At 66.2% G+C, this 18891-nt stretch carries 18 protein-coding genes and 1 riboswitch; of the genes, 11 read left to right on the top strand and 7 right to left on the bottom strand.

Annotated elements, in window-relative coordinates:
• Window positions 1-147: 147 nt before the first annotated feature.
• The 3 genes from TVB01_RS12695 to TVB01_RS12685 all read left to right on the top strand — a co-directional run bounded on the left by TVB01_RS12695 (window position 148) and on the right by TVB01_RS12685 (window position 3871).
• Complete coding sequence (locus TVB01_RS12695; protein WP_422456263.1) at window positions 148-2439, top strand: alkaline phosphatase; 2292 nt, start codon at window positions 148-150, stop codon at window positions 2437-2439.
• 212 nt (window positions 2440-2651) lie between these two features.
• Window positions 2652-3308, top strand: coding sequence for a hypothetical protein (locus TVB01_RS12690; RefSeq protein ID WP_422456262.1), 657 nt, complete (start codon window positions 2652-2654; stop codon window positions 3306-3308).
• Between the two features lie 305 nt (window positions 3309-3613).
• Complete coding sequence (locus TVB01_RS12685) at window positions 3614-3871, top strand: metal-sensitive transcriptional regulator (RefSeq protein ID WP_227896824.1); 258 nt, start codon at window positions 3614-3616, stop codon at window positions 3869-3871.
• A 35-nt stretch (window positions 3872-3906) separates the two neighbouring features.
• On the opposite strand, the gene TVB01_RS12680 is transcribed toward TVB01_RS12685, so the two are convergent.
• From TVB01_RS12680 to TVB01_RS12670, 3 genes are all read right to left on the bottom strand, one after another.
• On the bottom strand, window positions 3907-4602 hold the full coding sequence (locus TVB01_RS12680) for a potassium channel family protein (protein WP_422456261.1): 696 nt from the start codon (window positions 4600-4602) through the stop codon (window positions 3907-3909).
• Window positions 4595-5914, bottom strand: coding sequence for a TrkH family potassium uptake protein (locus TVB01_RS12675; protein ID WP_422456260.1), 1320 nt, complete (start codon window positions 5912-5914; stop codon window positions 4595-4597). The genes TVB01_RS12680 and TVB01_RS12675 overlap by 8 nt, the downstream gene beginning before the upstream one ends.
• 205 nt (window positions 5915-6119) lie before the next feature.
• On the bottom strand, window positions 6120-6368 hold the full coding sequence (locus TVB01_RS12670; RefSeq protein WP_422456259.1) for a hypothetical protein: 249 nt from the start codon (window positions 6366-6368) through the stop codon (window positions 6120-6122).
• 300 nt (window positions 6369-6668) lie between these two features.
• Between TVB01_RS12670 and TVB01_RS12665 the strand changes: the two genes are divergently transcribed.
• Genes TVB01_RS12665 through TVB01_RS12640 form a run of 6 tightly spaced genes read left to right on the top strand, consistent with a single transcriptional unit; the run spans window position 6669 to window position 11502 of the window.
• A complete protein-coding gene (locus TVB01_RS12665) occupies window positions 6669-7811 on the top strand; it encodes an ABC transporter substrate-binding protein (protein ID WP_422456258.1) in 1143 nt (380 codons plus the stop codon).
• Window positions 7812-7813: 2 nt separating this feature from the next.
• Window positions 7814-8938 (top strand): FecCD family ABC transporter permease, encoded by a 1125-nt coding sequence (locus TVB01_RS12660; protein ID WP_422456257.1) that lies wholly within the window; start codon window positions 7814-7816, stop codon window positions 8936-8938.
• Entirely contained in the window at window positions 8928-9776 is an 849-nt protein-coding gene (locus tag TVB01_RS12655) for an ABC transporter ATP-binding protein (RefSeq protein WP_422456256.1), read from the top strand. Before TVB01_RS12660 ends, TVB01_RS12655 begins: the two co-directional genes overlap by 11 nt.
• Complete coding sequence (locus TVB01_RS12650; RefSeq protein ID WP_422456255.1) at window positions 9773-10459, top strand: hypothetical protein; 687 nt, start codon at window positions 9773-9775, stop codon at window positions 10457-10459. Before TVB01_RS12655 ends, TVB01_RS12650 begins: the two co-directional genes overlap by 4 nt.
• A complete protein-coding gene (locus TVB01_RS12645) occupies window positions 10456-11085 on the top strand; it encodes a hypothetical protein (protein WP_422456254.1) in 630 nt (209 codons plus the stop codon). Before TVB01_RS12650 ends, TVB01_RS12645 begins: the two co-directional genes overlap by 4 nt.
• Window positions 11086-11094: 9 nt before the next feature.
• Window positions 11095-11502 carry a hypothetical protein gene (locus TVB01_RS12640; RefSeq protein WP_422456253.1) on the top strand — a complete coding sequence of 136 codons (408 nt, stop codon included), beginning with the start codon at window positions 11095-11097 and terminating at the stop codon, window positions 11500-11502.
• Window positions 11503-11512: 10 nt separating this feature from the next.
• Here TVB01_RS12640 and TVB01_RS12635 read toward each other — a convergent pair whose 3' ends face one another.
• Entirely contained in the window at window positions 11513-12184 is a 672-nt protein-coding gene (locus TVB01_RS12635) for an MBL fold metallo-hydrolase (protein ID WP_422456252.1), read from the bottom strand.
• A gap of 307 nt (window positions 12185-12491) precedes the next feature.
• A riboswitch (cyclic di-AMP (ydaO/yuaA leader) is annotated at window positions 12492-12666 on the top strand.
• Between the two features lie 3 nt (window positions 12667-12669).
• Between TVB01_RS12635 and TVB01_RS12630 the strand changes: the two genes are divergently transcribed.
• Together TVB01_RS12630 and TVB01_RS12625 are read left to right on the top strand one after the other, a co-directional pair.
• Entirely contained in the window at window positions 12670-13572 is a 903-nt protein-coding gene (locus TVB01_RS12630) for a LysM peptidoglycan-binding domain-containing protein (RefSeq protein ID WP_422456251.1), read from the top strand.
• 340 nt (window positions 13573-13912) lie between these two features.
• On the top strand, window positions 13913-14419 hold the full coding sequence (locus TVB01_RS12625; RefSeq protein ID WP_422456250.1) for a CarD family transcriptional regulator: 507 nt from the start codon (window positions 13913-13915) through the stop codon (window positions 14417-14419).
• On the opposite strand, the gene hrpB is transcribed toward TVB01_RS12625, so the two are convergent.
• The 3 genes from hrpB to TVB01_RS12610 all read right to left on the bottom strand — a co-directional run bounded on the left by hrpB (window position 14412) and on the right by TVB01_RS12610 (window position 18840).
• The gene (hrpB, locus tag TVB01_RS12620; RefSeq protein WP_422456249.1) at window positions 14412-17075 is read right to left on the bottom strand and encodes an ATP-dependent helicase HrpB; all 2664 of its coding nucleotides are present in this window, start codon (window positions 17073-17075) and stop codon (window positions 14412-14414) included. The two genes, TVB01_RS12625 and hrpB, sit on opposite strands and share 8 nt — an antisense overlap.
• 75 nt (window positions 17076-17150) lie before the next feature.
• Window positions 17151-17810 carry a methionine ABC transporter permease gene (locus TVB01_RS12615; protein ID WP_227896838.1) on the bottom strand — a complete coding sequence of 220 codons (660 nt, stop codon included), beginning with the start codon at window positions 17808-17810 and terminating at the stop codon, window positions 17151-17153.
• A gap of 1 nt (window position 17811) precedes the next feature.
• Window positions 17812-18840 carry a methionine ABC transporter ATP-binding protein gene (locus TVB01_RS12610; protein WP_422456248.1) on the bottom strand — a complete coding sequence of 343 codons (1029 nt, stop codon included), beginning with the start codon at window positions 18838-18840 and terminating at the stop codon, window positions 17812-17814.
• Between the last annotated feature and the right edge of the window lie 51 nt (window positions 18841-18891).

Raw genomic sequence — 18891 nt, 5'->3', positions numbered from 1 at the left:
GCCCTGGACCGGCCGGAAATCTGTCCGGACAGACCCGCGGAATGTGCGTCCTGCTGTTGACAGTCCTGTCTTGCGTATTGAGTGTTGACCCACTTGTACAGGGGGGAAGGCGTCACCACTCGCGCACTCTGAGACGGGAAAACACAAATGAACAAGGGAAAACTGGCCGTAACGACGGCGATACTGGGCGGTCTCATCCTTTCCGGCTGCAGCGGAGGCACCGTTGCCACTGCTCCGCCGGGCGATCAGGCGGCAGGACTGGAACAGGCCGGACACCGGAAGGATAAAACCCCGCAGGAACCGCAGGCCGCGAAGAACATCATCCTGATGGTCGGCGACGGAATGGGAACCGCGCAGCGCAACGCCATCCGGCTCTCCCACGTCGGCCTGACCGGTGAACTGGTCATGGACTCGCTGCCCGAGCTGGGCCTGGTCCACACCAACTCGGCAGATCCGGAGACCTTCGTGACCGACTCGGCTGCGGCGGCAACCACCATGTCCACCGGAGTGAAGACCTACAACGGCGCCATCGGCGTCGACCTGAACGGTGTTCCCGTTCCCACTGCGCTGGAAATCGCTGCGGCACTGGGCAAGTCCACCGGGCTGGTGACTACGGCGCAGGTCACCGACGCCACGCCGGCAGCTTTCGGAGCCCATGTTGCGGACCGCGGCGAACAGAGCGAAATCGCCCGCCAGTTCCTCGAGTCGAGCCGGCCGGACATCATTCTGGGCGGCGGTGAGGACCATTGGTACCCGGTGGGCAACCCCGGCAAGCATCCGGACAACCCGCCCGAAGACCCGGCGGAAGAAAGCACCGGAACAGTGAACCTGGTGGAACAGGCCCAGGCCGACGGCTACGAATACGTATGGGACGAAGCAGGACTGCTGCAGGCGCAGGGGCCCAAGGTCCTGGGCCTGTTCGCCAATGAGGAGATGTTCCAGTACGGCGACGACGTGGAGGAAATCTACGAGCCCTCCGTCCCCCTGACCACCATGACCCAAAAGGCACTGGAGCTGCTGACTGCGCCGGACAGCGGGGCTGCCGCAGCCCGCCACGGAGGCGGGGGTCACGGCAGCGGTGGCGGCGGGAACGTCGACCCCGGGTTCTTCCTGATGGTTGAGGACGAGGGCATCGATTCGATGGCACACGTCAACGACGCCGCGCTGACGATCAAAGCCGGCATCGCCTTTGAACAGTCAGTCGAGGTCGCACGCAACTTCGCAGAAGCTGACGGCAATACCCTGCTGATCGTCGTCGGCGACCACCAGACCGGCGGCATGACCATCGAAGCCTTCAATGATGAGGAGGATGAGTCCGGCGACGGCATATCGGCTGAGGACGGCCCGTTGCCGGTGGCAAACTCGGACCAGGTCTTCTCGGTGGATTGGACGACTGACGGGCACACCGCACTGGACGTGCCCCTGACCGCGATGGGTCCCGGCTCCTCGCAGCTGGGCGGGTTCTACGAGGACACGCACATTTTCGACGTCATGGTCGGACAAATGCGGGCCGGCGCTGAACGCTCCGCCCTGGACCTCCAGTCGCACCGCGGGGGCCGGGGTGAATATACCGAGGAATCGCTGGCCGCCTTCCGGCACTCCCTGGAACTGGGCGTCAGCACCCTGGAACTGGATACACACCTCTCCCAGGACGGAGCCGTCATAGTGTGGCATGACGATGTCATCCTGGACACCAAATGCCGCGACACCTCTCCGGCCACCGCAAACGATCCGGAGTTCCCCTATGTGGGCGACCGGGTAGCGGAACTGACACTGGCGCAGCTGAAGACCCTGGACTGCGGTTTCCAGCAGCTTCCGGGCTATCCGGAGCAGCAGGTTGTGGAAGGCAACAGGATCGCCGAGCTCAGGGACGTCTTCGCCCTGGTGCGGGAGATGAGGGCCCGCGGTGTGGGCTTCAATATCGAAACCAAAGTGGAGGAAGGCCGTGCCGGCGGCCCGGAAATGGCCGCGCTGACCCGTGCGGTGGTTCGCGAAATCAGGCGCTCAGGGATGTCGGACCGCGTTACCGTCCAGTCGTTCGACTGGTCTGCACTGAACCTGGTGGGACGGATTGCTCCGAACCTGACCCGGGTGGCGCTCGCGGCCGCGCCGGAGACCCTGGAAGTTGGGCAGCCGGGTGCAGCACCGATCCTTGGCGGAATCGACATCGATGACTATGACGGTTCAGTCGCCAAGGCCGCGGCAGCACAGGGATACGACGTCATTTCCCCCATCTACACGTCGGTGACACGGCAGATGGTCGCCGAGGCACATGAGCTCGGCCTGAAGATTGTCCCCTGGACGGTCAACGATCCGGCCGTCATGAACTACCTCATCGACCTCGGCGTGGACGGCATCATCACCGACTACCCGACCCGGCTGCGGCTGGTCATGGAGGAACGCGGCATCAAGCTGCCGCGGGCCTACGGGGGTTCCTAGCCCCGGCAGGGCAAAGGAACGACGGCGGGGGGGGGGCCCCCGCGCGCGCCCGGGCGGGGGGGGGCGTAGGGGGGGGCCTCCCCCGGGCTGGGAAATGTATCGCGGGGGGCGCCGCCCCGGGGCCGCCCCCGGGGGCGGCGCTTTTCGCCGCTTGGCCGCGGCCTCACTAGACTGGAGGACGCCCTGTTCCGCACCAGATGTAAGAAGCCGCAATGTCCCGAGGAAAGCACCATCCGCCCCGACCCAAGCCCGCCGGGAGCGAAGGGTTCCTCATTGCGGCGGACCTCAAGCAGGACCGCGGGTGGACCGACACCCAGATCAAGGCGTTCCTTCCCGAGCCCGACCGCACGGCCCGCAATCCTTTCTCCCGTAAGGCGGCCCCCATGAAGCTCTATGCCCTGGAGCGCGTGGAGTCTGTCGAGGAAACCGAGGAGTTTCGCCAGGCCCGGGAAGCGTCCCGGAAACGGCAGCTGGCTGCCCGGGAACGTGCCCTGGCAAAGAAGAAGGAAGCCGTGGCCCTGGCGCACAGCCTGGAACTCCGGATTGTCCCCGAGCCCTGGGACGAGGTGCAGGCTAAAGCGCTGGAACACTATAACGCCCGGCTGCGCCGGAACCAGCCACCCGCAGGTCCGCGCACGTCCCAGGCGCGGCGGGACCGCATGACCGTGAACTATCTCAGGCACAGGCAGACTTCCTACGAGGAGGAGCTCAAGGGGTTCAAGGGGGTGGTGGGTGTCGGTGAAGCTTACCTGGTGGTTCGCAACCGCATCCTGGACCTCATCGCGCAGACGTATCCCGCCCTGCGGGCGGAATGCGACCGCCAAAAATTCGATGCGCCTGACCTGCCCGACGGCGTCCGCGGACTCTAGCGGCCGAACAGCTTCGCCAGCCAGCCCGATCCGGCAGCCTTCTGCTTGGGTGCGTTGGGATCACAGGTGCAGCGTTCAGTTTTCGGGATGTGCCTCATGACTTCTTGCACATGGTTGCCACACCCGGCCCAGGTGGACTTTCCGCAGCTGCGGCAATTGACGGCACGGCACATGATGTTCTCCTTCATAAAACACAAACCCCGGACGTTTGTCCCGGACACTCTCCACGGTACGTATACCCCCCGGGGTATGCAAATTACCCAAGGGGGTATACGATGGACCGGACGAGAACCAGGAGTACACATATGCAGCTCGAAACCGATGACACCGCCCCCATCATCAACAGGCTCAAGCGCGCCCAGGGCCAGCTCGCGGCCGTAACCCGCATGCTCGAAGAGGGCCGTGACTGCAAGGACATCGTGACCCAGCTCTCGGCTGTCTCGAAGGCGATCGACCGCGCCGGTTTCGCCATCATCGCTTCCGGGCTTGAGCAGTGCCTCACGAGTGAGAACCCGTCCATGGACCGCAAGGAAATGCAGAAGCTGTTTATGTCCCTGGCCTAAGGACGCGCCGGCGTGGGCCGGGTGCGGCGCCGGGCTTACAGGCGGCTGAAGGCCTCCGCCTTGCGGGTGGGCCCGGCAATCAGCAGTTCATCGCCTTCTTCGATGTGCATGTCCGGATCAGCGAACAGCCAGCCGCCGCCGTTTTTGCGGATGGCTACGATCTCCACGCCAAAACGCCGGCGCGTCTGCGCTTCAGAGATCGCTGAGCCTGCAACGGCCCGCCGCGGAGATGTCTCAACGACGGCGAAATCCCCGCCCAGCGGAATGTAGTCCTGCATGCTTCCCTGCACCAGGTGGGCCACCCTGCGTCCCATGTCCTTCTCGGGGTAAATCACGTGATGCACTCCGAGCTGCTGCAGGACTGTCCCGTGCGGTTCACTGACCGCCTCGGCCCAGATCTGCGGAATGTCGAAGCTCAGCAGCAGGGATACGGTCAGGATGCTGGCCGCGACGTCCCCGCCAATGGCAACCACCACGCGGTCGAATTCGGGAACTGAAAGCTGCCGCAGCACGTCTCCCCTGGTCGCGTCGGCAGCGACTACATGGGTAAGCCTGCCGTCCAGGCCCTGCACCACGTCCTGCTGCCCGTCGATACCCAGCACATCGACACCGCTGGCCATGAGTTCCAGCGCAAGGGCCTGCCCGAACCGCCCCAGTCCAATGACGGCAACCGCGTCCGTATCGGTAACCCGGTCCAGGTCCCGACCCATGAAGATCTTGAGCCTAGCCAATGATCGGCCTTTCCTCCGGCAGGCGGTACTGCAGCTTCCGCTCCTGGAATGCCAGCGCTGATGCCAGCAGGAGGGGGCCGAGCCTGCCCACAAACATCAGTATGACCAGAATCAGCTCTCCCGGCACGGGAAGGTTCGCAGACACGCCCGTTGAGAGGCCAACCGTGCCAAAGGCGGAAATTGTCTCGAAGAGCACCCGGTCCAGGGAGTAATCGCTGATCCCCATCAGCACCAGGGTGGAAACACCAACCAATGCGGCAGCGAGAAGGACGACGGCGAGGGCCTGGCGTGTGGCATACGCGGGAAGCGCCTTGCCCAGGGCGGTGACTTCGGCATTGCCCCGAAGCTCGGCGGCGACGATGAACACCAGTACGGCAAAGGTGGTGATCTTGATCCCTCCCCCGGTTCCGGCGGGCGCCGCGCCGATGAACATCAGCGCGTCCATCCCCGCCCAGGAAAGCGGGTCCATGTCAGCAACGTCAATGCTGCTGAAACCGGCGGTACGGGTCTGGACCGACATAAAGAACGCGGCAAGGATGCGCGATGGCCAGTCCAGGGCTCCCAGGGTGGCGGGATTGCCCCACTCGCAGACAGCTATGTAGAGGGTGCCGGCCGGGAGCAGGATCAGTGTTCCCCAGAGCACCATGCGGGTATTGATGGTCCACGCCAGCGGCCGGTTCCAGGCGCGGCGAAGCTGGACCAGCACAGGAAACCCCAATCCCCCGATGATGACGGCCGCTGCGACGGGCACGCAGACCAGCGGGTCCGAGGCAAAGTCCTCCAGATTCCCGCCGAACAGCGCGAAACCAGCGTTGTTAAAGGCCGAAACGGCGTGAAAGATCCCCAGCCACGCGGCCTCCCCCGGCGCTTTGCCGTAACCCAGCCACAAGCGCAGCGCGAGCAGAAGGGCCACGGCGCCTTCGGTGATCAGGGAGATGCGGACGACGCCGGCAATAACCTTGGGTGCACTGTCCAGCTCGGGGCTTCGGCTCTCCGCTATTGCCTGGAGCCGGGACCGGAACCGAAACCTGCCCATCACCGCCAGTCCGACGATGGACGCGAAGGTCATGACGCCGAGCCCGCCGACCTGTATGAGGGCCAGAATGACGGCGTGCCCGAAGCCCGACCAGTAGACGGGAGTTTCCACTACCGAAAGACCCGTCACGCAGAGCGCGGAAACAGAGGTGAAGAGTGCGTCCGAAAAGGAAACCGCCCCGGGTCCGGCTGCGGACGCCGGCAGCATCAGCAGCCCTGTTCCGCACAGGGCAGCTACAACGAACCCCAGGAAGACCACCTGTGAGGGCCGGGACATGCTCCCGGCTGGTCCAGGTTTTGGGCTCTCCGCCACACATCGACAGTACGCTCCGCTGTTGCTGGGGGGTCAAGGCGTACGCAGTCAAACGTCGAGTTCAAACTCGAGGCGGCCACGGGTTCCCCTGCCGGCGGTACTGCCGGAACCGGTCTCAACCGCAGCCGCCCCAAGGCAGCCGAAAGGGCTCTGAAGTCAGGCCGGGCGGTTAGGACTCAACGTCAACGTAGCTGCCTCGCCGGCTGCCGGCAGAGAATGCCGGGACATCGAAACGCGCTACATAGTTGTCGACCCCATAGCCCTGAGACTCGCGGGGGAAGGCGCCGGTGTAGCTGCCTCCGCTGGTCCCCGGCACCGCCTGCGAACGGTCGAAGACTGCCACATAGCTTCCGCCGAAGGGGCTGGTGAACCGTGCGCAGCGAGTGGAATCCGGGGTCTGGTTTTTGGTTTTGAACATGGGGTAACTCCTTGGGGCGGGGCGTTGGCAACGCTGCCCGGTATGTGGGAAATGGGGCGGACAGAAAGGCGCCGTGGGGGGGTGTTGCTGGTCCTGAGGGACCCCACCAAGTGCTGCAACGTTGATACGACGGTACCAGTTATTCTGAGTAATTCATAAAAAGGAACACTGTTAGCTCCCTCTCATCGGCGACCGCAGGCGTCATATTGGAATAACGTCACACTTTTGTTGGCTAATATGATTTCTTGTCTTGCCGTTAGGCAAGCCTTACCAACGTTCGTTGTCCGAATGGAGTCCAAGTTGTCTCGCCTTACCCCCAAGCAGTCCCTCACCTCCCGCCGAACCCTGCTGGGCGGGGCGGGCCTGGGACTGCTCAGCCTCGCCCTTGGCGCCTGCTCCACCCGGGAAACCGTCGCTTCGGGCACCGGTTCCCCGGCGGCGTCGGGTGCGGGGTTCTCGGTCACCGACATGCGGGGGAAGACCATCACGTTCGATGCACCCGTTCAGCGGATCGCCACCACGGTCATTCCGTCGCCGTCCATGATCGCAGCCGTCGACGGCGGGTACGGCAGGATCGCCGGCATCAACGAGTCCACGCGCCAGGCCAACCAACAGGGCCTGTTCGGTGAGATCTTCCCGGAATCCAAGACGACCACCACCATCTCCCCCTCCAGCTTCACCCCCAATATTGAGACCATCACGGAACTGGCCCCCGACGTCGTCTTCCAGTGGGCGGACCAGGGCGAGGGCCTCGTGGAGCCGCTGGAGAATGCCGGCTTCAAGACCGTCTGCCTGCTCTATGGAACACAGGAGTACCTCGAGACCTGGGTTCACCTCTTCGCAGACATCCTCGGCAAGCCCCAGCGCGGAACGGAAATCACCGACTGGATGCACGCGGAAATCGACAGGCTCGGGGCCGAACTGGCCTCCGTCTCCGCGCCGGTGCGGGCTGTCCACCTGGGACAGTCCGGTGAGGGCTACTCCGCTTCGAACAAAGCCTCCTACATGCACTACTGGATGGAACTGGCCGGCGGGCAGAACATGGCGGCGGACAATGTGTCCACGGACAACACCGTCAGCGCCGAACAGCTGATCGAGTGGGATCCGGAGGTCATCACGCTGGGCGGCTTCGACGCACGCACCCCGGCGGACGTCTACGCGGATTCTTCCCTGGCTTCCGTCTCCGCTGTCCGCAACAAGCGTGTCTACAAGGCGCCGCTGGGCGGATACCGCTGGGAGGTGCCCTGTGCGGAGTCGCCGCTGATGTGGCAGTGGGCCGCCGAGCTCTACCACCCCGAGCTGACGGACCACAATCTGCGCACAACCATGCGGGAGAAGATCAGCTATCTCTACAACTACGACGTTTCCGAAAAGCAGATCGACGCCGCCCTGCGGCTGGACATGAACCGTGCCAGCGCCGGCTACAGCGTTTTCGAAGCGTAACCGTGCGACTCAGGGAAAACGTTCCCGCGCCGGCGTCCGGGCCTGCCGCGTCTGCACGGTCCGCCGGGTCCGCCGCGCCGAACGGCCTGCTGCGCCGCCATCCTGTCCTCATCAGTGCCGTACTGCTGGTGGTGGTTGGCGTCGTTTCCATGGCTGTGGGCCGGTACTGGGTTCCGCCGAATGAAATCCTGCGGATCCTTGCCGGTGAAGCCACCGGGCTGTTCCCCGGCGGCGAAGGGTTGCTCCGGCGCACGTGGACCGACCAGGAAGCCACCGTCATCATGGACGTCCGGCTCCCGCGGGTACTGCTTGCGTTCCTGGTCGGCGGGGCGCTGGCCCTGGGCGGTGCCTGCCTGCAGGCGCTGTTCCGCAACCCGCTGGTGAGTCCGGACATTATCGGAGTCACCTCCGGCGCCTCGTTCGGCGGCGTGCTGATCCTCACGCTCGGCCTCTCCGGGCCCTGGATGGTGGGCGGCGCCTTCGGCTTCGGCCTCGCAGCCCTGGCCTTCGTGCTCTTCCTGGCCCGGCTGGGGCAGGGCGGCCGGATGCTGATGATCGTGTTGGGCGGGATTGTGGTGGCGGCTTTCTTCAATGCCCTGGTGTCCTTCATGACCTACATCGCCGATCCCTATTCGGAGCTGCCCTCCATTGTCCATTGGCTGCTCGGCTCGATTGCCGCGGCCAGTTACGACAAAGTGCTGATTGCCCTGGTACCCGTGGGGATCGGGACGATCGTGGTCCTGGCACTGCGCTGGCGCCTCAACGTCCTCTCCCTGGGGGACGACGACGCCGCAGCCTTGGGCGTCAATCCGCACCGTTCGCGGCTTCTCCTGCTCTGCGCGGTGGCGCTGATGACCGCCGGAACAGTCGCTGTCGCCGGTGCCGTGGGCTGGGTTGGGCTGGTGGTTCCGCATCTGGCCAGGCTCTGGGTCGGTTCGGACCACCGCGTGCTGCTCCCCGTGTCGCTGCTGCTCGGCGGCACCTACCTGATCCTGATCGATACGTTGAGCCGGTCGATCACCAGCAGCGAGATTCCCCTGGGCATCCTGACGGCCATCATCGGTGCACCCGTTTTCGTGGCCCTGCTCGCCCGCTCCCAGAAGAAGGCAATGTTCGATGGAAACTAAGTCACTGCTCCCGGAGGCGGTATCCGCTGCCGGCACCGGATCTGTCCTGCTGCAGGCCCAGGGCCTGGGGTTCCGCTACTCCAGGCTGCGCCCCTGGCTTTTCCGCGGGTTGGGCTTCAGCATGGAACGCGGAGAAATCCTCTCCATCCTGGGACCCAATGCCCGCGGCAAGACCACCCTGCTCAAATGCCTTTCCGGGCTGCTCCAACCAGTGGAGGGGACCCTCACCGCCGGCCCTGCCATCGGCTACGTGCCGCAGGACCACGGGGCCGGACCGGACTTCACCGTGCAGGACATGGTGCTAATGGGACGGACCCGCCATCTGCGCGCCTATCAGGTTCCGCGGGCCGAAGACCGCGAGGCAGCCGGCGCAGCCATGGAACGGGTGGGTGCGGCGGACTGGGCGCACCGGCACTATTCGGAGCTTTCCGGCGGGCAGCGCCAGCTCGTGCTGATCGCACGGGCCCTGGCATCCGGCTCGGAGCTCCTGGTGCTGGACGAACCCGCCTCCGCACTGGACCTGCGCAACCAGTCACGGGTCCTCACCGTCCTCGATTCGCTGGCGGCCGAAGGGATGGGAGTCATCATGACGACCCACCATCCGGACCATGCCCTGCATGTTTCCCGCAACGCACTGCTCTTTGTCGGCGCCCATGACACCCGCTGGGGACCGGTGGAGGACCTTCTGACCGGACCGGCATTGTCGGACGTCTACGGGTTGCCGATCTGTACACCCACCGTTGACACCGTCTCCGGGAACCGCACCATCGCCGTTCCCGACTTCGGCCCCTCCTGTCGGCGCGACTGCGCCGTCGACCTCCGAAAGGACCTTCCATGACCATCATCCGGCTGGCCGGATCAACGACCATGCGCGGGCGCGGCGACCCGGGCTGGCGGGGCGCCATTGAGGACACTGACGCCTATGACCTCGCCGATCCCGCCCGGCGGGGCAAAATCCTCTCCGCCGGCGCGCTGGTCATCAGCGGCGCCGCCGACCACGTCATGCTGCACCAGCACCGCGAACACCTGACCGGGTTTGTCCGTGACGGCGGACGCGTCCTGGTCAACGGCCAGGTGGTCCTGCCATTCATCGACGGCCTGTGCCGGTGGCTGAAGCTGGACTACCGCAGCCCCTGGGACCTGCGCCCGCATGCCCTGTCCGACCATCCGGTCTGGGACGGCGTGGACTACCGGGACCTGCATTTCCGCACCGGTGTCCCCGGGGTCCACACCTATGAACAGCTCCAGGAAATCGGCGTGGCCGGCTTCTACGGCCGCGGCTACCATTCCCCGCTGCCCGAAGGCGCAATGGCCGTCACGGGCATTGGCCCGAACTCCCTTCCCCTGGATTACACCTATCCGCTGGGCAAGGGCGAGGTGCTGGTCCATGGCGGCCTGGACCTCGAGGGCTTTGCGGACGAGCGCTACAGCTCCAGGAGGCTCGGCCCGAACCTCGTCGCATGGCTGGGAGCCGGGACCGGCACCATCAGCTCCCGCTCTTCCGAGGAAGTATCAGCATGAACACTCCACGCATCGGCCTGCTGCACTGCGGAACCTTCCCGGCGCTGCGCACGCTTGAAGACCCGGTGCTGCAGCCGTATCGGATCAAATCGGTCTACCTGCCCGGCTCCACTCCCGGGGACCTGGCTGAGCTGGACGTTGTGCTGGTTGCCGACCGGCTTCACCCCGGACAGCGGGCACGTTTTGAACCCGCTCTCCGCGAAGCGCTCCAAGACGCAGGCAAAACTGTGGTCGTACTGGGCGAAAACAACGTCGAGGACTGGCTTCCCGGCGTCAGCTACACCTTCCGCCCCACGGTCTTCTGGGCCTGGCGGACCGGCATGGATACCGGTACCAGGATGCGCCTGCCCGAGGATCCCCTGTGGGAGTTCTTCACACGGCGCGCAGTGGACTGGCACCACCACGGGCTGCTGCACCCCCCGGAGGGTGCCCGCGCACTGGTCACCATGGAAGAGGACGGAACGGACAGCGGAGCCCTCCTGTACCTGGACGAGGTGAACCAGCCTGCCCGCCTGCTGGTCACCACCATGGACCCCGTTTACCACCATGGTTCCGGCTTTATGCCCGGTGCCACCCAGCTGCTTTACTCACTGCTGCGCTGGGTTGCCGCCACCCACCCCGGCTAGAGTCGACCCATGAGCAACACGCCCGTCCGGGCCCGCACGTCTGTGTTTTTCCTGATCCCGCTCGGCGCCCTGACCGGCATGGCCTTGGCCCTGCTGAACTACCAGCAGCGCTTTGCCTCCGCGGTCGAGCCGGGCGGGGAAACCCGCTTTATCCTCTGGACCCTGATTGGCGGTGCAGTGCTGGGCGGTTCGTTCGCATGCCCCGCCAGTGTGGCCGCGTTCCTCAGCGCTGGGGCCGGGAGATCCGCACGGTTCTGCGCAATCGCTGCCGGCCTCGCACTGGCCGTGTGCTGGCTGCTGTATGCCGGAGTATCCTCCGGCACTGCACCCATGGCCCTGCTGCTGCCTGCAGCTGTACTAACCACCGCCGCCGGGGCAGTCTTCATCTGGCTCACTGCACGCCGGAACCGGGCCTGATCCCGGAAGCCTAGCCGCGGTGGTACGGGCCGCCGACCATCCGGGCCAGGGCGTCAGCAGGGGAAGCCACCTCGGCGCCGTGTGAGAAGAGAATCCGATCCGGGCCCAGGTCCGCAATCCGTTCCAGCGACTCTTCAGCCAGTGCGGCGTCGGCCGTAAAGGCCTCCGGCCCCCGGTTCACTTCGCCACCCTCCGTGGCAGCGGCATCACCTATGAACAAGGTCCCGGTTGGCTCGTGAAAGAGACTCACGTGGCCCTTTGTATGGCCAGGAGTGGCCAGGACCCCAAAGTCCTGAATGACGGCCCCCTCGCCTATCGGCGTCACCCGCCGCGGGGCGCGTATATCCGCTGAGTCCTCCCCGCCCGCGTAGATCGCAGCGTGCGGCGCCCGCTCAGCAACTGCGAAGAGCGATCCCACGTGATCCATGTGCAGGTGGGTCAGCACGATGTCCCTTACGTCCCCGAACGTTCCTCCCAACGCCTCGACGGCCGCCGCGATGCCGTCCTCCGTTCCGGGCAATCCTGTGTCAATGATCACGATCCCCGCTGGTTGCGCCACGGCATAACACCGCACATCCATCACCAGTTCCGCAGCACCGGCAACCCCGGCGGGGATGACTACTTCCCGCACTACGCCTTCGACGGGCAGGTGCATCCCGCCCTCACCGGATGGTTCGCTCATCGCATGCCTCCTTCGTTGCAGTTCCGGGCCTTCAAGCGTATTCCCGCCAAGCCGGCGCGGACCCGCGAAACCCAAAATGACCCATGGTGAGCGGACATCCTCCGGGGCCGCTTGGCCGTCGGCGCCCGGGCTGGGAGCCCAGACCCAAGTGGCTGCAGTGAAAGGAAAGGTAAGCCGACTGTTCTTTTACATGCGTGACCTACAAAACACAATGGCAACACGCCGCCGTTATCGAATTGCAATACAACTGGAATGCCTGTTAGTGTCCTTGGCATGCCGCAGAACCTAATGCGGCGCCTTGGCTTGTTACCTAACTCTGCCGCTAGCCAAGGACCCTTTTGCACCACGACGGCAGGGGCGGGGGAACCAATTTTTTGGGTCCTTTCGAATCCTTGGGGTTAAGCCGAACGGTTGAGAACCGTTCGCCGGGTGACTCCCATCCGAACCCGACAGCTCACCTCGCAGGTATAGGGAGAGGTAATTCCTTGTTCATCAAAACCAATCGCGGACGCCACTGTGCCGAGACCAGCGTCTGGACCACCATCGCAAAGGTCGCTCCGGGCAAAGCCCGTACCATCGGCGGAACCGCCGCTGCCGTCGTAGCAGGCTCCGGCCTCATGTTCGGCATGGCAGCCCCTGCCCAGGCCGGCGTCGTCGTGAACGACTCCACCCCTGCAGCACCCGCAGCCGCACCGGTTCAGACCGCACCCCTGGCAGAGGCCGTTGCAGCGCCGGTGGCCGAAGCCCCCGCAGCCGCCGCAGCCACCACGCACACCGTCGTCCCCGGGGACACGCTGAGCCAGATCGCCGCCAACTACGGCGTTTCCCTCGACAGCGTGTTCGCCCTGAACGGCCTGTCCATGGCCTCCATCATCTACCCGGGCGACGTCATCACCGTCGTCGGTGAAGCCGCTGCCCCTGCTGTTGCCGTTGAACCCGCCGCGGTCTATGCCCCGGTCGAGACTTACACCGCACCGGTGGAAACCTACGCTGCACCGGCGCCCGTGTCCTACACGGACTACGCGGTGACCACTCAGGCCACCTCCGTAGCACCGGCTGCATCCATCGGCGGCAACGCCAGCATGCTGAGCTCCGCCTACGCCCAGCTCGGCGCCGCGCAGGACTGCACCGTCCTGGTGGAGCAGGCGCTGCGCTCCATCGGCCACCAGGTCGGTGACCTGGCACCCGCCCAGCTGGCCGCCTACGGCACCCCGGTTTCGACCCCCGAGCCCGGTGACATGATCTACTACGCCGACGGCGGCATGGGCCTGGCCCACATCGCCATTTACATCGGCGACGGCCAGGCCATCCACAGCGGCTGGAACGGCAACCAGACGGTTGTCCAGTCCGCCAACGTTGGCTCCGGACCGGTTTACTACCGCGCCTAAGGAGGCGTGCAGAACCTTCGCTGCCGCCCCGCGGAACGCCCCGACCCTGCCAAGGGAAGGGGCGTTCGGCGTTTGCGGAGCAGTCCGCGGCGAATAGCCGGAAAGCGCCTCCGGCCTCCCGTCCTACCCGCGACCACGCGGCCGAAGCATGAAATAATAGAGCGGTGAGACTCGCGGCGCAGGTCCCCCAGCCAGGTGTGCGGGGTACGTGCTCCGCGGTTCCGTCATAACTGTCGCTTGAGAAGGCAGGCAGGTGGCGGGACAACCGTCCCCTGAACGCTCCTGCCTGACAGGCAGCCGCCCCACGAGTCCGGCTTCAATGCAGCCAAAGGGAAACACATTGACGTTTAACGAAGGACAGACAGTAGTCCATCCCCATCACGGCCCCGCAACGATCCTCAGGGTCGCCACACGCAAGGTGCGCGGAGTCGAGACTGAGTACCTCGTCCTGGAAATCCACGCCAACAAGCTTCAGGTATGGGTGCCCAAGGACAAGGCGGGCGACGTCGGCCTGCGCCGTGTCCTGAACGGGACCCAGCTGCAGCAGCTGATGGAAATCCTCAAGGGCGCAGCCGATGCAGAAGAAGCTCAGTGGTCCAGGCGGTTCAAGGAAAACACTGAACTGCTGGCCAGCGGCAGCATTAATGACGTGGCGCGCGTGGTACGCAACCTCACGCTCCGGTCGCTGGACAAGGGGCTTTCGCACGCCGAGCGGGATATGCTCCGCCATGCCCGGCGGCCGCTGCTGACCGAGATTTCGCTTTCCCTGGCCATATCGGAAGAGGAAGCCTCCGCGGTGCTTGACGGCGTATGGGCCGGCAGCTCCCTGGCGGAGCCTGTCACGTAGGCCGTCCGTCCGTTTTCTGCATCCGGGCCTTCGTCCGTGCCGTTGCCACGGCGGACCAAGGGTCCTCGGGCCACGGATGCCGTGGATAACGTCCGCGCATTTCGGCACGAACCTGGCTGTACGGCCCGGCCCAGAAGGACGCCAAGTCGTCGGTAACGGCCAGCGGCCTGCCTGCCGGGGAAAGCAGGTGAAAGAGGATCCTCGCCCTCCCGCCCGCCAGGCGCGGAGACTCTGCCCAGCCGAAGCATTCCTGAAGCTTCACCGCGACCACCGGCCTGCCGCCGTCGTCGTCCACGTCCGGATAGGTGATCTGCACTTTGGAGCCGCTTGGAACCAGGAGGCGCTCCGGGGCGAGTTCCTCCAGCCGTGCGGCCTCGGGCCACGGCAGCAGGCGCCGGAGCGGGTCCAGCAGGTCCACGCCGGCGGCGCGTGCCCCCTGGGACAGAGCCTCAAGTTCCGGGCCCAGCCACTCCTCGATGCGGTCAAGAAGGGCGGGTTCGGAAACATCAGGCCAGGGCGGGCCCAGCAGCCGGTGCAGCAGCGCCAGGCGGCGCCGCAGGGCGTCGGCCGACGTCGAGAAGCCAAGGATTCCCAGCCCCTCGCGCTGCAGTGCCTGGGCGACGGCGGTGCGGCCCTCCGCGGGGGTCGGCCGGACCGGCGTGGACTCCAACTCAATGCTGCCCAGCCGGCGCTGCCGCCGTGCGGCTACCTTCCCGTTCATAAAGACCGCGGTCACGGATTCGCTGAGCAGATGCGACGCCGCGGCCTCCGCCGTGCCTGCCTCCAGCGGAGCTGCGGCCCGGATAACGGCGCCGGTGCCGGCGGCGGACCGCCCCTGGGCACGCGTGACGTCGGCAATCGCCAGCCACTCACGGCCCGCCAGCGAACTCTGCGGAGGCAGGCCCGCGCGTGTTCCTGATGCCAGCAGGTACTGGTCCCCCGCGCTCCCCGCCACCCGGCGGGCCACCCGGGCAGGGAACGCCAGCGCCACCATGTAGCCCACGGATTCCCACGGTTCAGGCTGGTGCCCGGCCCGGCTGTCCCGGCCGGACGCTGAACCCAGGGCGTATGTCCGGGCCAGCCGTTCCATGCGCCGCACCTCAATGGACCAGGCGCTGGCTCCGGGTTCGGTTCCTGCCCGAAGGCCGGAGAGGAGCCGCCCAAGGTCAGAGCCCGCCGGGCGGTAGTCGCCGGCAACCATGGCGGTGATTTCCGCCGCGGCCCGGTCACCAATCACGCGCGTTCCGTCCAGCAGGGCGCGGGCAAGCTGCGGGTCTGCAGGGATGCGCGCCAGCTTTCGGCCAGCCGGCGTCGCCAGTCCTTGACCGTCGATTGCTCCGATGCCGCGCAGCACCTTCTCCGCGTCCGCGACAGCAACCGGAGGCAAGGGGTCGGGGAGCCTCAGTCCGCGCCCGCCGGGAGTTCCCCAGCAGGCCAGGAGAAGGGCAGCCGTGGTCAGGTCCGCGGAGGCGGCCTCGGGCGTGGCCTGCGCCGGAGCGGCGGCGTAGGCGGCCTCCGAGTAGGCACGGACCACTGTTCCGGGGCCCTGGCGCGCTGCACGGCCGGCACGCTGCTGCGCCGACGCCCGGGAACAGCTGACGGTGACCAGGCCGGACATTCCCCGGACGGCATCGCGCCGCGGCTCTCGGGCCAGCCCCGAGTCCACCACCAGCCGCACTCCCGGCACGGTCAGGGAGGACTCGGCCAGTGAGGTCGCCACGATAATCCGCGGCCGCCCGTGCGGCAGGCGCCCTGACACTGCGCGGTCCTGTTCCGCCGGGCGTACCTGTCCATGCAGTTCCACCACATCGGCGGCATTTCCGGCCAGGTGCTTCAGCCGGGAGGCCACATGCGAGACTTCACGGGCACCCGGAACAAAGACCAGTGCGTCGGTTTCCGGGTCCGCGGCCAGCGCGCGGGCATGCGCGTCTGCGGCAATCCCGGCAAGCTCATCCAGGAATCCGCGCGTCACTCCGCGCTCGTCCAGCCGCTGCGCCCTGGTGGGCTGCCAGCGGACCTCCAGGGGGTGCAGGACCGAGGGGCAGTCGATCACCGGCGCCGGGGAACCTGGGTTTTCAGGGGCAATGAGCCCGGCGAAGCGTGAGGTTTCCAGCGTCGCTGACATGGCGATGAGCATCAGGTCATCACGGAGTTCACGGACTTCTGCCAGCATGCCCACCAACAGATCGGACTCCAGGCCCCGCTCATGGACCTCGTCCAGGACGACGGCGGCGGTGTCCTGGAGCGAAGGATCAGCCAGGAGCCGGCGAAGCAGGATGCCCGGGGTCACGAATTCCACCACGGTGTCCGGGCTGGCGAGGCTTTCGCCCCTGACGGTGTAGCCGACGGCGCCGTCGGCGGCACCGCCGTCCAGCGCCGCCAGCCCCCGGGCTGCTGCCCTGGCCGCAACCCGCCGCGGCTGGGTCACGACTACCCGGCGGGGGCCCTCAGTCCGTGCTGCCAGGTTGGCAACGAGCGGAGGCACAAGGGTGGTTTTACCGCTGCCCGGTGGTGCCTGGACGACGGCGTTCCCGGTCTCCACCAGCGCAGCGGCCAGCTCGGAAAGCGAACGCGCGAAGACCAGCCCGGCGCCTATGCGGTCCAGGTCAAAGGGCCCGGTCGGATAGCCGGCGGGAGACGATCCAGTAACTCTCACCCCACCATTCTCCCCTCCCGTGCGCACCGTCCCGTGCAGGTCCGGTACGGCGGGACGGCGATCTCAGGTGACCTGCTACCTTCGGAGCGCCTTGCGGGCGGCCTGGTTGCCCAGGAACTGCACGAGCTGCACCAGGACGATGATCACCGCGACGGCGGCCCAGGTGACCACCGGGTTGAACTGCCGGTAGCCGTACTGGATGGCGAAGTTGCCCAGCCCACCGCCGCCGACATAGCCGGCCACAGCGGACATGTCCACGAGGGCCACGAAGATGTACGTGTAGCCGAGGATCAGCGGACCGAGTGCCTCCGGAATCAGGATCGTGAAGATGATCCGCCGCCGTCCGGCACCGATGGACCGCGCTGCTTCGATGACTCCGGGCTGCACGGTGAGCAGGTTCTGCTCCACAATGCGGCTGATGCCGAATGCTGCGGCCAGCGACAGCGTGAAGATGATCGCGTTGTTGCCGATCCCGCTGCCGGTGACGGAGCGGGCCAGCGGCTGTGCCGCGGCCAGGAAAATGATGAAAGGGATGGGCCGGAAGATGTTCACGAGGACGTTCAGCGTGCCGAACACCGCACGGTTGGCCAGCAGCGCTCCCTGGCGCGTTGTGTAGAGGCCCATGCCGATCAGCAGTCCGCCGATTCCACCGAACAGCAGGCTCAGACCCACGATGTAGAGGGTCTCTCCGATTGCCGTCCACAGCTGCGGGGTCAGGGGTATGAGGTCTTCCATGTCAGTTCAGCTCCGTCACTTTGATGCCGTGCCCGACGGCGGCAAGGGCGCCGTCGATCGCCTGGTCGGCGCCCTTGAGCGCCAGCGTCAGGTGGCCGAACGCGCGGCCCGAAATGTCATTGATGCCGCCGTAGACCAGTTCGAAGCCCACTCCGGCGGCTGCCAGTTCAAGGAACACGTCCGACTGGGAGGCCCCGCCGTCCCGGAAGGACAGGGTGACCATTCTTCCCTCGTGCCTGCTGCGCAGCGTCGCCAGGTCAGCCGCTGAAGGAACGCCCCGGACCACGGTGGAAACGAACTTCCGTGAGGAGTCCTCGCGGGGGTTGGAAAACACCTCGAACACTTCGCCCTGTTCCACGATCCGTCCTCCGTCCATGACGGCGACCTTGGTGGCCAGGTTCTTGATGACGTCCATTTCGTGGGTAATCACCACGATCGTGATGCCCAGCTCGCGGTTCACCCGGCGCAGCAGTTCCAGGACCTCATGCGTGGTCTCCGGATCCAGTGCCGACGTGGCTTCGTCTGCCAGGAGAATCTTGGGCGAGGCGGCCAGGGCGCGGGCAATGCCCACGCGCTGCTTTTGGCCGCCGGAGAGCTGCTCCGGAAAGCTGTCCGCCTTGTCTGTGAGCCCCACAAAGTCCAGGAGCTCGGTGGTCCTGGCGGCGATTTCCGCCCTGCTCCGGCCCGCTACCCGCAGCGGATAGGCAACGTTGTTGCGGACGGTTTTGGAGTTGAAGAGGTTGAACTGCTGGAAGATCATCCCGATATCCAGGCGCAGCTGGCGCAGCTGCCGTTCCGGGACGCCCGTGACCTGCCGGCCGTCGACCGTGATGTCGCCGGAGGTCGCGGTCTCCAGCGCGTTGATCAACCGGACCAGGGTGCTTTTCCCCGCCCCGGAGTAGCCGATGATGCCGTAGATTTCGCCGGCTTCGATCTCCAGGTTGATGTCCCGCAGCGCCGTGACCGGCTCTTCGCCCCGGCGGGCGGGCGGGTAGGTCTTGGAGACATTCCGCAGTGTGATGAGTGGCATGGGTTTCCTCGCAGAACGAGCGTCGCCCGGGGGGGGGGGGGCCCCCGCCCC

The sequence above is a fragment of the Arthrobacter sp. 7Tela_A1 genome (assembly GCF_049311065.1).
Classification (GTDB): Bacteria; Actinomycetota; Actinomycetes; order Actinomycetales; family Micrococcaceae; genus Arthrobacter_B.
The sequence above is the reverse complement of the archived record's forward strand: the minus strand, read 5'-3'. Positions and strand labels throughout refer to the sequence as shown.

What these genes read in the sequence shown, in the direction of transcription:
- TVB01_RS12670 (WP_422456259.1), bottom strand. Translation starts at nt 6,368, where the DNA reads ATGTTCAAAACCAAAAACCAGACCCCGGATTCCACTCGCTGCGCACGG.
- TVB01_RS12635 (WP_422456252.1), bottom strand. Translation starts at nt 12,184, where the DNA reads ATGAGCGAACCATCCGGTGAGGGCGGGATGCACCTGCCCGTCGAAGGC.
- TVB01_RS12650 (WP_422456255.1), top strand. Translation starts at nt 9,773, where the DNA reads ATGACCATCATCCGGCTGGCCGGATCAACGACCATGCGCGGGCGCGGC.
- TVB01_RS12675 (WP_422456260.1), bottom strand. Translation starts at nt 5,914, where the DNA reads ATGTCCCGGCCCTCACAGGTGGTCTTCCTGGGGTTCGTTGTAGCTGCC.
- TVB01_RS12615 (WP_227896838.1), bottom strand. Translation starts at nt 17,810, where the DNA reads ATGGAAGACCTCATACCCCTGACCCCGCAGCTGTGGACGGCAATCGGA.
- TVB01_RS12645 (WP_422456254.1), top strand. Translation starts at nt 10,456, where the DNA reads ATGAACACTCCACGCATCGGCCTGCTGCACTGCGGAACCTTCCCGGCG.
- TVB01_RS12640 (WP_422456253.1), top strand. Translation starts at nt 11,095, where the DNA reads ATGAGCAACACGCCCGTCCGGGCCCGCACGTCTGTGTTTTTCCTGATC.
- TVB01_RS12610 (WP_422456248.1), bottom strand. Translation starts at nt 18,840, where the DNA reads ATGCCACTCATCACACTGCGGAATGTCTCCAAGACCTACCCGCCCGCC.
- TVB01_RS12690 (WP_422456262.1), top strand. Translation starts at nt 2,652, where the DNA reads ATGTCCCGAGGAAAGCACCATCCGCCCCGACCCAAGCCCGCCGGGAGC.
- TVB01_RS12655 (WP_422456256.1), top strand. Translation starts at nt 8,928, where the DNA reads ATGGAAACTAAGTCACTGCTCCCGGAGGCGGTATCCGCTGCCGGCACC.
- TVB01_RS12695 (WP_422456263.1), top strand. Translation starts at nt 148, where the DNA reads ATGAACAAGGGAAAACTGGCCGTAACGACGGCGATACTGGGCGGTCTC.
- TVB01_RS12685 (WP_227896824.1), top strand. Translation starts at nt 3,614, where the DNA reads ATGCAGCTCGAAACCGATGACACCGCCCCCATCATCAACAGGCTCAAG.